The organism is Paenibacillus enshidis, assembly GCF_042136365.1.
GTDB classification, from domain to species: Bacteria; Bacillota; Bacilli; order Paenibacillales; family Paenibacillaceae; genus Paenibacillus; species Paenibacillus enshidis.
In genome coordinates, this window is the sequence record NZ_JBHHMI010000002.1 from 320,859 (window position 1) to 334,623 (window position 13,765).

A 13,765-nucleotide genomic window follows, 5' to 3' on the forward strand; every position below is an offset into this window, starting at 1 on the left:
TGCCATATGTACGGCATCCCGAACACCGTGTTTACACAAAAGAAACTTCTCCCCGCAAGGCAGAGCTGCAGCTTCCGCAAGCAGTCTATTACCCTGCACCAAAGAATAATATGCCTGTTCCCCTCTCAAGGGCAAAACGGCATACCGTTTCTTTCGGTCTTCATGCATATGGACTCGGCTCTAAACTGCACTCTTCTCAATCTCAACTCAAACTCACTCTACTCTGCTACTGACACCACTATATCCTATTTGTACGCTTCTGGCAACCTTGATATGGCTCACATATCCGACCGGGTGGCAACCGCCAAATCGGGACGCAGCACCTGAGCCTCGTTCAAATACACATGTTTTATCTCGCGCTGCGATTTCTCTGTGTTCACCTGTACCAGCAGCCGAATGCATCTGGACAGACCGCCTTTGACATCAATTTCAACAGAGCACATCAGAGGCACGAACTCCCAGCCTTCCAGCTGTCGGATCGCCTTGGCGGGGAAGGTCGCATTCAGGTCCTGGGTCATGGTAATCCAGATATTCGATATATATTCCGGGTCCAGATCGTTGCGCTTCACCATCTCGGACAGGAGCTGCACGGTAGCTTCAAGAATTTCCTGCTCATCATTGTGCGTGACGGTTGTCGCCCCACGGATTCCTCGGTTGTACAAGACCTACACCTCCTTCAGCTGTTCCACGATTTCCCTGACAAGGGAGGCAGGAATGTCCTTCCGGATCTCCACCTGTCCGATGGAAAGGGGCACTACAAACGTAATGCTGCCCTCTTTAAACTTTTTGTCATGCATCATCGCGCTCATTATGGCATCGGTCTCCAGCTCACGGGGCAGAACGACCGGAAGCCGCAGCGACTGGAGCATGGCTCTCGTCTCTTGCACAAGGGATGGATCTGCGCCAAGCCGCACGCCGAGCATGGCGGAGCCCACCATGCCGATGGAAATCGCCTCGCCGTGCAGTAACGTGCCGTAACCGGCGATCGCCTCAATCGCATGGCCGATGGTATGCCCGAGATTCAAAATCGCACGTTGCCCATTCTCCTTCTCATCCTGGGAAACAACCTTCGCTTTGACCGCACAGCCCTTCTCCAATCCATACTCCAGCGCTTCCGGCTCAAGCGCCAGCAGCTCTTGCGCATGTTCCTGGCACCAGCGGGCAAAATCGGCGTCCCAGATCAAGCCGTGCTTGAGCATTTCCGCAAGTCCGGCGGATACCTCACGCGACGGCAACGTAAGCAGTGTATCCACGTCATACAGGACCAGCTCAGGCTGATGAAAAGCGCCGATCATATTTTTCGCCAGAGGATGATTAATGCCTACTTTGCCGCCGACACTGCTGTCATGAGCCAGAATCGTGGTCGGAATCTGGACGAAGCGAATGCCACGCATATAGCTTGCCGCGGCAAAGCCCGCAAGATCTCCGACAACCCCGCCGCCCAGCGCCGTGATGGAGGAGCTTCTGTCCAGCCCGCCTTCAATGGCGGCTGTAATGACCTCTTCATATACAGACAACGATTTGGACTTTTCCCCTGCTTCCACGACGAAAGCTAGCGTATTGTATCCTGCGTTTGCGAGACGCTCAGTCAATTTATTTAAATAGAGCGGCGCCGTATTGCTGTCGCTTATAATCAAATGAGGACTTTTCTTGGACAGTCCGCGCTGTTCAAAATAGGCCCCGGCCTTTTCCAGCAAACCCTGCCCGATATAAATCGGGTAGGATCTTTCTCCCAGCTCAACAGTCAGTGTCCCCATCTTAGTACCTTTCCAGCTGTGCCTGATAGGCTTCCATGTTGGCGCGTACTTCCTCAATGGAATCCCCGCCGAACTTCTCAAGCAGCGCCTTCGCAATTTCCCATGCGACCACATGCTCCATGACCACGCTGGCAGCCGGCACGGCGCAGGCGTCCGAACGTTCAACCTGGGCCGTGAACGCTTCCTTGGAGTCAATATCTACGCTCTGAAGCGGTTTGTACAGCGTAGGGATCGGCTTCATGACTCCGCGCACAACCACTGGCATTCCGTTTGTCATGCCGCCTTCAAAGCCGCCGAGGCGGTTCGTTCGGCGATGATAGCCCTGCTCCTCTGTGTACAGGATCTCGTCATGCACCTGGGAGCCGCGCAGCTTGCCCGCTTCAAAGCCGATGCCGATTTCCACACCCTTGAAGGCGTTGATGGACAAGACCCCTTGGGCAATACGTCCATCCAGCTTGCGATCATACTGCACATGACTGCCTAGGCCAATCGGCACACCTTCCACGATGCATTCCACGATGCCGCCGACGGAATCCCCTTCCTTCTTGATCTCGTCAATATAGGCTTCCATCTTCTTCTCAGTCTCCGGATCGGTTACACGAACGGAGGATGCCTCGGTTACAGCAATTAGTTCGTCAATCGGCAGCTCTTTGTAAGGAGCCTCGATTTCCCCGATACGGATGACCTGGCCGGCGACCTTGATCCCGAATTCGGCCAACAGCTGGCGAGCCAGCGCACCGCAGGCGACACGGATCGCCGTTTCCCGGGCGCTTGAGCGTTCCAGCACGTTGCGCAGATCCTTCAAATTGTATTTCAACCCGCCGTTCAGATCCGCATGACCGGGACGCGGACGATGCACTCGCCGCTTCTCCTCATCCGTACCCTCGATCGGTTCAATGTTCATAATGTTCCGCCAGTGTGTCCAGTCCTTGTTCTCTACGACAATGGCGACAGGCGCTCCTGTGGTAAATCCGTGCCGTACACCTCCAACGATATTGGCCGTATCTGTCTCAATCTGCATCCGGCGTCCGCGTCCGTAGCCTTTCTGGCGTCTTTGCAGCTGAAAATTAATTTCCTCGAAATCCAGACGCAGGTTGCTTGGCAGACCCTCCACAATAGCCGTCAATTGGGGTCCGTGCGTTTCCCCTGCTGTCAAGTAGCGTAAACTCATGCTGCGTTCCCCCTTTAAACTGTTAAACTGTACATCGCTAAAATCCGTTAACTCATTATAGTACAGGGTATGCGCTTTGACAAGAAATGCACTTGGTATGCAAGAAAAACGTGTAAAAAAAATCACCCCTCCCTCCGTTGCAGGAGAAGAGGCGTGATTCACAATCGACATTACGATTTTTTGCGGTAAAAAAACGTTTCCGTCGCTTCCAGATGATACTGGCCGGGCGAGAAAATCTGCTCCGTGCTGCCTACGAACAACACCCCTCCCGGACGGAGGCTTGCCGCAAACTTATGATACAGCTGATGCTTCGCTTCTTCCGTAAAATAGATCATGACGTTTCTGCAGATGATCAGGTCGTACCCTTCCTCAAACTTGTCCAGCAGCAGATTCTGTTTCCGGAACCGGATGGCCTGCTTGAGACGGTCATCGACCCGGAACATCTGACCGTCAGGCTTGAAATACTTGCCGGCCACGTCCTTGGGCACATCCTTCAGCGAACGCTCCAGATATTTGCCCTCCTGGGCTTTCGCCAGGGCTCCATCATCAATATCCGAAGCCAGAATGGTGCAATTCCCCAGGATGCCTTTGCCGTCAAGCACCATCGCCAGACTGTACGGCTCCTCACCGGTGGAGCAGGCCGCGCTCCACAGCTTCAGCTTGCGGTTATTCGCCAGCAGACCGGGAAGGACAATATCCCTGAGCACCTCCCAGCGGTTGGGGTTGCGCCAGAATTCCGATACATTGATCGTCATGCGATCCAGAAATTCATAAAAAAGCGGCTTTTCCTTCATCATGGCGTTATAAAACGAAACAAAGCTGGTGAAGCCGTTCTTGTTGCGGAGTGTCGTTAGCCGGCGCTTCATCTGCGCTTCCTTGTATTGTGCGAGATCAATGCCTGTGCTGTCTTTGATGCTGCGGATAAATGCGTTATAATCAGGGTCCGGCTGACCGCTTTCCAGCTCACTCATGATACCATTCCTTTGTGCAATAAGTTTTGCTTAGATCCAGGCCGCTACGCTTTTATCGTATTGAACCTCTTCCTCAGGACCAAAAAAGTTGGCAATTTCCCGGTCGGCACTTTGAGGCGAGTCGGAACCGTGAATCAGGTTAAAGGGGGTGTGCGCGGCAAAGTCTCCCCGAATCGTGCCGGGAAGCGCTTCAGTGACCGACGTCTTGCCGATCAGAGTGCGCGAAAGGGTGATAATGTCGTCCCCCTCCCAAACCATGGCGAGAACCGGTCCGGATGTAATGAAATTGACCAGATTTTCGAAAAAGGGTTTCCCCTTATGCTCCTCATAATGACGTTCGGCCTGTTCCCGGGTCACTTGCACAAGCTTCGCGGCCGTTAATTTGAAGCCCTTGTCTTCCAGGCGGCTGATAATTCTGCCGATCAGCCCGCGCTGAACACCGTCAGGTTTAACCATCAAAAATGTACGATCCATTGGCTCACTCCCTATCGCAAATACAGTTTTGGCTAGATCAACGATATTTTAACAGAAAGTTTGTAAACATTTAAGTGCGTGTTCAAAAAGTCAGGTTTTCAGCACCGAGAAGGTTGGATGAAGCTAGGGACTGAGGAGCGGAGCGTACTTGAGGTACGTGAGCACCTGAAATGTTTCCGTAGGAAACATGCTTCGGAAGCATCCGCTCAGGCCCGGCTGAATTCAAGATTCGATGTCGAGTCCGCTTCCTGACTTACTTCGTGATCAAAAGATGACTTTTTGAACTACCTCTTTAAGAAATTTTCGTCACACCCCGGCCCTTTGCTGATACACACTGTTGTTCTCAGTAGGAACGGCGGGTTACAAAATGAGCAAGGTCACGCAGCGTTTTTTTGGTTTTAACCTCAGGCAGAAGATCAAGTGAATCTAAAGCTTTCTTAATATATCGGTCAGCGAGATTTTCTGCTTTAGCAATTCCGTCACTTTTTTTGATCAGCTCGATGGCGGCACGCGGGCTGTGCCTGTCTTCACGCTCGCGGATCAGGTTGATTTCCGCAAGCAAGGCTTCGCGCAATTCCGGCTGCTGCAAGGCGTAGATGACAGGGAGCGTAATATTCCCCTGTCTCATATCGCTGCCCGGAGGCTTTCCGATCTGTTTTTCCGTGCCCAGCAAATCCAGAATATCATCATGGATCTGAAAAGCCATTCCAACATTGTAGCCGAAGGAGTAGAGCAAGGAGCTTATGCGTGCCGTGGCATCTGATGCCATCGCTCCAAGCTCGCAGCTGACCGCAATCAGCAATGCTGTCTTGCGGCGGATGCGGAGCAGATAATTGCGGACACCCTGGTCAACGTTAAAAAAGTCGCGGATCTGTTCCATCTCGCCTATGGACATCTGCACCAGCGCTTTGGACAGCACATGATGAATCGCCGGATTTGGAAGCTCCGCCACAATACTCAAGGCCCGTGCATATATGTAATCACCGGTATACATTGCAATCCGGTTGTCCCACTTCGATTTCACAGTCGGCTGTCCGCGCCGCGTCTCGGCATCGTCAATCACATCATCATGAACGAGGGAGGCCGAATGTATGAGTTCAAGCGGGACAGCGACCCGCTTCAGCTTTTGCAGATCATATTCCCCAAACTTCCCGCCAAGCAGGACAAATACAGGCCGCAGCCGTTTGCCGCCTGCCTTGAGCAGGTGCAGCGAGGTATCATTAATCAGTTCTTCCCGGCTGTCGATGCTGCGATACAGCTCTTCCTCTATGAAATTCATATCTTTCTTCAGCAACCCGAATAGTTCCAATCGATTCATTCCTTCACCCGTGTCAGCGTATTGTCACTCCATATTTGCAGTTTAATCTCGTGCTTCAGCAGGCCCAATTCATACGCATATTTAAAATACAACTCCAAACCCTGTTGCTGCCTCATGCCGAAATCATAACATAAATTCGAAAAATATCCGTGCCAATAATGCTCGCTGCCCCCGATTTCCCGCACGGCGTGGTCGATGAGCGGCGTAAGACGCTTGAGGCTGCGCTCCTTGCTTGAATGGAAAGCATGTACAATTTCGCTGATCGCTTCCGGATTGGATAGAGCTGCCTCACGGCGCACAGCCCAGACAGCAAAGGTCATGCTGTGGCCAGTCCATTCTTTCCAGAGCTGGCCCAAATCCGTCACATAATATCCGTTATTTTCCCAGGAAGCCTTGATCGCATGGTCTCCGATCAGCAAACCGGCGTCAGCTCGCTGCAGCATTTCTGTCAAATCCGGCTCGCTTGTGAAGTATTCCGGTTTCCCCTTCAAATACTTCTCAACGAGAATTTTGAGCAGGTTGACCGATGTTGCGGATGTGTTGGTCAAGGCAATGGTGCCGTTGACTGCCTTTTCAAGCGGCTCGCGTGAAAACAGCAATATCGATTGCACGGCACCGTCCGCGCTGACCGACAAATCCGGCAGCAGCATAAAGTGGTCCGAGCCTTGCGCGTAGGCGAAGGAAGACATTGCGCTAACCTCCAGACTTCCCTCCAGCATGCGCCGGTTCAGCAAGGCCGGAACTTCTGACACCAATTCTACAGAATGCTGCAGCAGTTCCGGATTAAAAGAATGAAAGACAGGCCAGGCGTTCGTATATTTAATTTTACCTACCCGTGTGGTGCGACTGATCACTGTCTCCATGGTTATCCCCCCATCTCGTAAACAGATGATGTTCAATTCGAAGGCTGTCAAGCACTTTGCCTACGAGAAACAACACGATGTCTTCCAGACTGCGCGGCTTGAAATAGAAAGCCGGCATGGCTGGTATGATTTTAACGCCCAGTCGCGCCAGCTTGAGCATATTTTCCAGATGGATGGCGTGCAGCGGCGTTTCCCGGGGAACCAGCACGAGCGGCCGCCCCTCCTTCAGCATGACATCCGCTGCCCTGGCCAGCAAATTATCCGAGGAACCGTGGGCTACAGCAGACAGTGTTCCCATAGAGCATGGCATGATAATCATGCCGTCCGCCAGGTAGGAGCCGCTGGCAATCGTAGCCCCGATATCCGTAACTGGATGGTAGACAAGAGGACCGGGACGGTCTCCGAACTTGTCGTTCAGTATGCCTTCCCGGTCAGTAACATTCCATTCCAATTCTTCTTTCAGCACCCTCCACCCGGCGTTCGACACAACGAGATGAACTTCGAAGCCCATGGACAACAAAACCTCTGTAAGCCTCACACCATATATGGAGCCGCTGGCCCCTGTAATTCCGACGACAATACGTTTTCCCGCATAATTAGTCATTCGTAATGGCGCACCACCAAATCAATAAGAGTGAAAGCAAACACAACGATGCTCAAAATGCTGTTCATATTGAAAAATGCGGTTTGCAAACGGCTAAGGTCATTCGGCGTTACAATATAGTGCTCATAAAAAAGTATAATATATGAAATAATCATGCCAGCCAAATACCACCAGCTCAGATCAGCCGCAAAGAACAGCAGGATAAACCCGATCGCGGTAATGATATGAAACGCACGGGCAATTTTCAGCGCTCCTGCCACGCCAAAGCGGGCCGGAATCGAATATACGCCCTCTTTTTGGTCAAAATCAACATCCTGACAGGCGTAAATGATATCAAAACCGGCTGTCCAGAATACAATCGTAATGTACAGCACCAATGCCGCGGCATCAAATCTCCCTGTAACCGCAACCCAGCCCCCGAGCGGGGCAAGGCCGATGGTCAGGCCCAGCACGATATGGCAGAGCCACGTAAAACGCTTGGTGTAGGAGTAAAACACAAGCATAAAGAGCGCTACCGGAAAGAGCCGGAACGCAAGCGGGCTCAAATGGGAGGCCGCCCAGAAAAGAAGTGCGAGACACACAATTACAAAAATAATAACTTCCGACGACTTAAGCAGCCCGGCCGGAATCGCTCTGGAGGCCGTCCGGGGATTTTTGCCGTCGATTACGCGGTCAATCATGCGGTTGAAGCCGAAGGCGGCGCTACGCGCTCCGAACATGGCCAGCAGGATCCAGCCGATTTCCGCCCAGGTAGGCAGCGCGCCATTGACCATGAAAGACCCGAGCATCGCGCCCATAAAGGCAAACGGAAGAGCAAACAAAGTATGCTCGATTTTGATCATTTCCGAAAAAATAGCGATTTTCCTAAACATGCTGACTCTCCTTGACTCCAATATGCAGTGCTGCAATGCCTCCGGTGAGGGAATGGGCCGTTACATTCTGCAGTCCGGTTTCCCGGAAAATGGCGGCCAGTTCCTCCCTCCCCGGAAAAAGCGCCAATGAATCCGGGAGCCATTTGTACTGCTCATACCGTTTGGCGAATAATTTGCCGAGTCTTGGCAAAATCTGTTCAAAATAAAAATAGTAAATGCCTTTGAACGGCTGCCAGGTCGGTTTGGACAGTTCCAGACAGACGACCCGCCCCCCCGGCTTGACGACCCGCTGCATTTCCTGCAGCACGCGTCGCAAATCCGGCACATTGCGCAAGCCAAAGCCGATGGTTGCATAATCAAACGTATTGTCCGGAAACGGCAGCTCCATGGCATTGCCCTGCACGAGGGTAATCTGATTTTCTTTTCCCTCCTGCTCAATTTTTCTCTTGCCGACTTCAAGCATGTTTTGGCTAAAATCGAGTCCGCGGATGTGCCCCGTTTCACTTGCATGGGCCATCGCCAGCGTCCAGTCGCACGTGCCGCAGCAGAGGTCGATGGCGGTATCTCCCTTTTGCATGTCCATCTTCTTCATCGTAAAACTGCGCCACGCCTTATGCCTGCGCAGGCTCAGGATGTCGTTCATCATATCGTATTTGCCTGCAATGCTCTCAAATACCTCATGCACAAACTGTTCCTTCGGCTTGGCTTCACCTGATTTCATTCACTTCACCTAACCTTCCCTTACGGCAGTCCCGGGCGTATGGATAAGACGCAGGAAGGGCTCTGTCATTCGTCCGAACTCTTCCCGGTCCTTGTCGTCAGCTTCCGACAGAATTCCCCGAATCCGTCCGAGCACGGCATCCAGCTTGTCCGCCAGCAAATCACCCACCTTGTATTTCAGCAGCAGCTGGCGCCATGACTTGCCGTCAAGCGTTCCGTTCAGCAGCAGCTCCTTCTCCTCCGCCGTTCCTTTCTCCAGCAGTCCCCAGAAGGCAAAGCTGAATCTGGAGCGCTCTGCCGCTTCCAGTCTCGTTAATTCCTCGGCCAGCGTATCGCACAGGCTGAATTCCTGAAGCAGGCTTTCCCACAGCTTCCGGTCAGACTCGCGAATCCAGGGAGTGAAGGAAATAAAAAGCCTCTTCTTCAAAACCGCCATCCCGTTCAAATATTCCTGAGGCGGCATGAGAAATTTGCACATGCTGCGGTACATGCCCGTCTTGCTCTCATTCACATCACAGACTGCTTTACTCAACATCGCGACAGCGTCAATGCTTCCGGCCTGGGCGAGCAGCTGGTAAAAACGCCCGCTAAAATAATCTCCGGCAAGCACCTTGAGCTGCCTGGATCTCATTTTGGACGGGCTGGGCATTTCCTTGGCGGTATCGATCATATCATGGGTATCAAGCCCCATTTGTACCAATGATGTAACTAGCGGATACAATTCATCCCGACCGTCCTTCTGGTCACCGCTCCGGTTCAGGAACGCAAACAGCAGGCGGGCGCGGCTTTCAGGAAATGACGGCATGTCCGTGTGCTGCTGTATCATGTCGTATTCCACATATTTTTTTGCCAACTGGGGTACGCGATACGATTTCATCCTTAGCCTCCGAGCCTTTACTAGACTGTCCATTTAACTTATTGCAATAGCGTCCATTATAACATAAATCATGGAGACAAGCGACTTAAGGCGTATAAAATGCGGCTGCGTTTTCAGCCGGCGGCTGAACATGGTAGCGGGTGCGCCATAGCTTCGTATCCGAAATACGGAATTCGTTCTTGAGTTCTTCCGGCAATTCAGGCTCTGACCAGCCTTTAAGCGTGCGCAGCGCCTCAGCCGGCCACTCATCCCGCCTGATATCCGCCGCAATGAGCAGATGTCTTTTTCCCGTCCAGGGATCTTCGGCGACGATTCGGAGCAGCAGCTGCTGCACATTGCTCGTCTCGTAAAAACAATAGCTGGCGGCTTCAGCTATATTTTCGTACACCGTGGCAGGGCCGGCGGCCGTGTCCGGCATTTTCAGGTCAAGAGTAAGCACCACCCCTTTCCAGCTCGCCTTGGCGATCTGCATCGTCAGTGGAAGCCCGTTCAACTGGTCAACCAGATTATATTCGTTCAGTTCCATCCGCGGCTGCGGCAGCAGCACTGCCCTCGTATTTTCCGCTCTGCCTGCAAAATGATCAAGCTGCTGCAGGGCGGGAAGAAGTGCGGCCGCACCAACCGTCAGCAGCAGCGCCCCGGCGAAAACCGTCAACCGTTTCATGGCTTGTTGCCCCCTCCGCTCCTTGCCGGCTTTATTTTGTCCGAGACAAGGCTTCATACCACATTGTACAACAAAAAAAAGCAGGCTATGCCTGCTTTTTCATTCTTCCGTATCCACAACACCGTGCTTGGTCATGACAAGAGCCTTGCCGCGCACCTTGATGCCTGAGGTATGCTCCGTGAACTGCACGATCAACACCTCGCCCTTGTCCAGCTTCTCGGAGTGGTGCAGCTTGGTATCCTGACCGCGTGTCAGACCAAACACCTGACATCCGCTGCTCTTGGCTTTAATCACGATATAATCGGCAGTACTTTTTTCTTCATCCATAACGAGTCCCTCCCGTTTTCAATATCTCCATGATGCAGACGCGCCCCTCTTTTGTCAACCTGGTACCGTGAAGACCGTATATTCTCATTTCAAATCGAAAGGCCGTGAATCAGATTCACGGCCTTGTCGTGCAACAATGGAAATATGTAAGAAATCTTATTTAATTCCGTCTTTGAGCGCTTTGCCGGGTTTGAAAGCCGGGATTTTGCTCGCAGGGATTTCGATTTCTTCTCCTGTTTGCGGGTTGCGTCCTTTCCGTGCGGAACGTTCACGGACTTCAAAGTTGCCGAATCCGACAAGCTGCACCTTGTCTCCGGATTGGAGAGCTTCGGAGATCGCGTCGAAAATCGCGTCAACCGCTTTGGTAGCATCCTTCTTGGACAACTCCGCCTTCTCGGACACCTGATTAATCAAGTCTGTTTTGTTCATTGCCTGTTCACCTCCTGAACCTAGTATGTGTTTAAAGTAATATTATCTCTTTCCGTTTTGCCATCAAATATACGTATAACCGCTTATTTTTCATCAGCACCGCCGTTCCTGCCCGTTGTACAGGGAATTTCCGACGCGGAACAAGGTTTATAGTAATACATGCCAGCAACAATTTCAAGCCCGCCGGCGGTTCAGTACGTAAAATGTGACGGAAAGCGCCAAAACGAGCACGATTCCTTTAATAATGTCATGCGCGAAATATTGCACATTCATCATCGTCAGGCCGTTCACAAGCACACCGATCAGAATGGAACCAACAAATGTGCCGATCACGTTCGGCTTGCCCGCCCCAAGCACAGAAAATCCTACAAAAACGGCGGCCACCGCCTCCATCAGCAACGGAGCGCCCGCATCAATCTGTCCAGAGCCAACACGCGAAGCATACAAAATGCCGGCGATGGCGGCAAACAGCCCTGAAGCGACATAGGCAAGCGTCCGCACCTTCTTCACCTTGATTCCGGACAATCTGGCAGCCTCTTCGTTCCCCCCGGTGACATACATTTGCCGGCCGTACTTGGTATAGGTCAAAAAGACATGCACCAGAATAACCGCGGTGATCAGCAGTACGACGGAGAACGGCAGTCCGAGCCATCTGCCCTGTCCAAGCAGCAGAAACGAGCGGGCCATTTCACCCGGGGCCTTGGTCCCATCCGGAAACTGCATATGGTTATAGATCGTGTAGCCCTGCGCATAGGTCTTGTGAACCCCGCTGACGATATACATCACAGCCAAAGTAGCCAGCAGGTCGGGAATTCTGAGCTTTACGATCATAAACGCGTTCAGCAACCCGATGACCGCACCGATGGCCAGCGATACCAAAATCACGATATAGACCGGCTGTTCATACCAGATCATCAGCGAGGCGGAAGCCACGGTGGTAAGGGAAACCGTCGAGCCCACGGACAGATCAAAGCCGTCCACGATAAGCGACAGGGTCACCCCGATGGCTACAAAGGTAACGATCGCAATCGAACCAAGAATATCAGTCAGATTATCATAAGTAAAAAAGTACGGCAGTGTGAGCGAAAAGTATGCGATTACTCCTATAATCACGACTACAGCCCCATAGCGGAACAGCAAATTCAACAATTTATCCTTCATGCCTTACATCCTCTCCACCACTTGCGTACAGCAGCAGCCTCTCCTGATCGGCTTCCCCGCGCGCAAACTCTTTAACGATAACACCATCGTACATGACCGCGATGCGGTCCCCGATTCCGAGCCCCTCCGCAAACTCGCAGGTCAGGTAGATGACGGCCTTTCCCTCTGCTGCAAGCTTGCCGATCAAGCGGAAAATATCGCTTTTGGCTCCGATGTCAACACCCTTCGTAGGCTCATCGAAAACAAACACTTCTGCTCCGGAGTTCAGCCATTTCCCAATGGCGATTTTTTGCTGGTTGCCTCCGCTCAAATATTTGGCCTCCTGCCGGACGGAGGCAGCCTTGATATGCAGCGCCGATACGAGCTGCCCGGCATGGGCGCGTTCCCTTCGGCGGTTGACGAAGCCAAGCGTGCTCAGCTTGTCCAGAAGCGGCAGGCTCAGATTGTGTTCCACGGACTCCTCGATCAGAATCCCCTGCTTGCGACGCTCCTCAGGAACAGAGACAATACCATGGGCCACTCCATCCGCAGGCTGCTTCATATGAACAGTCTTGCCGCGCAGCAGCACAGCCCCTTCTTCCGGCCTGTCCGCTCCGGTCAACAGCCGGGACAGCTCTGTCTTGCCCGCACCCACCATTCCCACGACGGCCAATACCTCGCCGCTCCGGACGTGCAAATCCACCCCGCGCACCTTTGCTCCGCGCCGCAGGGCACGGGTTTCAAGCACGATTTCCCCCTGCTCGGCCTCCACCTTGGGAAATTCCTCCGCGAAGGTTTTGCCAAGCATATATGTCACGATACCAGCCGCATCCACGGACGCCGCTTCCCCCGTAAATACACGAGTGCCATCCCGCATCACCGTTACGCGGTCGCAATGCTTCGTTACCTCAGGCAGCCGGTGTGTGATCAAAATGCAGGCAACACCTTCCTGCTTTAACTGATGAATCGTATCGAACAGGCGGCCCGTCTCTTCCTGGCTGAGCGGAGCCGTCGGCTCGTCAAAAATGATAACATTCGCCTTTTGAGTCAGAATGCGGGCGATCAGCACCATCTGCTTTTCGGCCAGCGTCAGATCCGCGACCTTTGCGCGGACATCAATGTCCGCTTTCAGACGGACCAACGCCTCCCTTGCCTGCAGGCGCATGCGCGATCCTCCCGCCCACAGCCCTCCGCCTGGCGTGGAAAGGGTGTCCAGCATAATATTTTCAGCAACAGTCAATTGGGGAACAAGCGCAGAGTCTACCTCCTGGTACACGCAATGGATGCCCGCTTTTTTGGCTTCCGCCGGGGAATTGATCCTCAGCTCGCTGCCGTTCGCACAGATGCTGCCGCTGTCCGGACTGTATGCGCCTGCTAAAATTTTCATCAGTGTGCTTTTGCCAGCCCCGTTCGCACCAAGCAAAGCGTGAATTTCCCCGCCGGATACGGTAAAGCTGACTTCATGCAGTGCTGCCACACCCGCAAAGGATTTACAGATGCCGCTCATTTCCAGCTTGTAGGCACCTGAATTCATAGAATTTTCCTCCTAACACCGGAAAGGCGCGCCTTCAGCGCGCC

The 13,765-nt window shown here is 52.8% G+C and carries 16 protein-coding genes; all 16 read right to left on the minus strand.

Features of this window, described 5'->3' with window-relative positions:
- Positions 1-278: 278 nt before the first annotated feature.
- Positions 279-662: a chorismate mutase gene (gene aroH, locus ACE41H_RS04070; protein WP_375353515.1), complete on the minus strand. Its 384-nt coding sequence runs from the start codon at positions 660-662 to the stop codon at positions 279-281.
- A 3-nt stretch (positions 663-665) separates the two neighbouring features.
- Positions 666-1,757 carry a 3-dehydroquinate synthase gene (aroB, locus tag ACE41H_RS04075; RefSeq protein ID WP_375353516.1) on the minus strand — a complete coding sequence of 364 codons (1,092 nt, stop codon included), beginning with the start codon at positions 1,755-1,757 and terminating at the stop codon, positions 666-668.
- A gap of 1 nt (position 1,758) precedes the next feature.
- Complete coding sequence (aroC, locus tag ACE41H_RS04080; RefSeq protein WP_375353517.1) at positions 1,759-2,928, minus strand: chorismate synthase; 1,170 nt, start codon at positions 2,926-2,928, stop codon at positions 1,759-1,761.
- Between the two features lie 170 nt (positions 2,929-3,098).
- Positions 3,099-3,899 carry a CheR family methyltransferase gene (locus ACE41H_RS04085; RefSeq protein WP_375353518.1) on the minus strand — a complete coding sequence of 267 codons (801 nt, stop codon included), beginning with the start codon at positions 3,897-3,899 and terminating at the stop codon, positions 3,099-3,101.
- Between the two features lie 30 nt (positions 3,900-3,929).
- Positions 3,930-4,373, minus strand: coding sequence for a nucleoside-diphosphate kinase (gene ndk, locus ACE41H_RS04090; RefSeq protein ID WP_375353519.1), 444 nt, complete (start codon positions 4,371-4,373; stop codon positions 3,930-3,932).
- A 343-nt stretch (positions 4,374-4,716) separates the two neighbouring features.
- Complete coding sequence (locus ACE41H_RS04095) at positions 4,717-5,691, minus strand: polyprenyl synthetase family protein (RefSeq protein ID WP_375353520.1); 975 nt, start codon at positions 5,689-5,691, stop codon at positions 4,717-4,719.
- Positions 5,688-6,554, minus strand: coding sequence for a menaquinone biosynthesis protein (locus tag ACE41H_RS04100; protein WP_375353521.1), 867 nt, complete (start codon positions 6,552-6,554; stop codon positions 5,688-5,690). The genes ACE41H_RS04095 and ACE41H_RS04100 overlap by 4 nt, the downstream gene beginning before the upstream one ends.
- Complete coding sequence (locus tag ACE41H_RS04105; protein WP_375353522.1) at positions 6,517-7,158, minus strand: UbiX family flavin prenyltransferase; 642 nt, start codon at positions 7,156-7,158, stop codon at positions 6,517-6,519. Before ACE41H_RS04105 ends, ACE41H_RS04100 begins: the two co-directional genes overlap by 38 nt.
- The gene (locus ACE41H_RS04110; RefSeq protein ID WP_375353523.1) at positions 7,155-8,030 is read right to left on the minus strand and encodes a UbiA-like polyprenyltransferase; all 876 of its coding nucleotides are present in this window, start codon (positions 8,028-8,030) and stop codon (positions 7,155-7,157) included. The genes ACE41H_RS04105 and ACE41H_RS04110 overlap by 4 nt, the downstream gene beginning before the upstream one ends.
- Positions 8,023-8,751, minus strand: a complete 729-nt coding sequence (locus ACE41H_RS04115) for a demethylmenaquinone methyltransferase (protein ID WP_375353524.1) — start codon at positions 8,749-8,751, stop codon at positions 8,023-8,025. Before ACE41H_RS04115 ends, ACE41H_RS04110 begins: the two co-directional genes overlap by 8 nt.
- Positions 8,752-8,760: 9 nt before the next feature.
- The gene (locus ACE41H_RS04120; RefSeq protein WP_375353525.1) at positions 8,761-9,627 is read right to left on the minus strand and encodes a heptaprenyl diphosphate synthase component 1; all 867 of its coding nucleotides are present in this window, start codon (positions 9,625-9,627) and stop codon (positions 8,761-8,763) included.
- An 85-nt stretch (positions 9,628-9,712) separates the two neighbouring features.
- The gene (locus ACE41H_RS04125; RefSeq protein WP_375353526.1) at positions 9,713-10,291 is read right to left on the minus strand and encodes a hypothetical protein; all 579 of its coding nucleotides are present in this window, start codon (positions 10,289-10,291) and stop codon (positions 9,713-9,715) included.
- A 99-nt stretch (positions 10,292-10,390) separates the two neighbouring features.
- Positions 10,391-10,618 (minus strand): trp RNA-binding attenuation protein MtrB, encoded by a 228-nt coding sequence (gene mtrB, locus ACE41H_RS04130; RefSeq protein ID WP_375353527.1) that lies wholly within the window; start codon positions 10,616-10,618, stop codon positions 10,391-10,393.
- A gap of 156 nt (positions 10,619-10,774) precedes the next feature.
- Positions 10,775-11,047 carry a non-specific DNA-binding protein Hbs gene (gene hbs, locus ACE41H_RS04135; RefSeq protein ID WP_375353528.1) on the minus strand — a complete coding sequence of 91 codons (273 nt, stop codon included), beginning with the start codon at positions 11,045-11,047 and terminating at the stop codon, positions 10,775-10,777.
- A 174-nt stretch (positions 11,048-11,221) separates the two neighbouring features.
- Positions 11,222-12,208: an ABC transporter permease gene (locus ACE41H_RS04140; RefSeq protein WP_375353529.1), complete on the minus strand. Its 987-nt coding sequence runs from the start codon at positions 12,206-12,208 to the stop codon at positions 11,222-11,224.
- Entirely contained in the window at positions 12,198-13,721 is a 1,524-nt protein-coding gene (locus ACE41H_RS04145; RefSeq protein WP_375353530.1) for a sugar ABC transporter ATP-binding protein, read from the minus strand. Before ACE41H_RS04145 ends, ACE41H_RS04140 begins: the two co-directional genes overlap by 11 nt.
- Between the last annotated feature and the right edge of the window lie 44 nt (positions 13,722-13,765).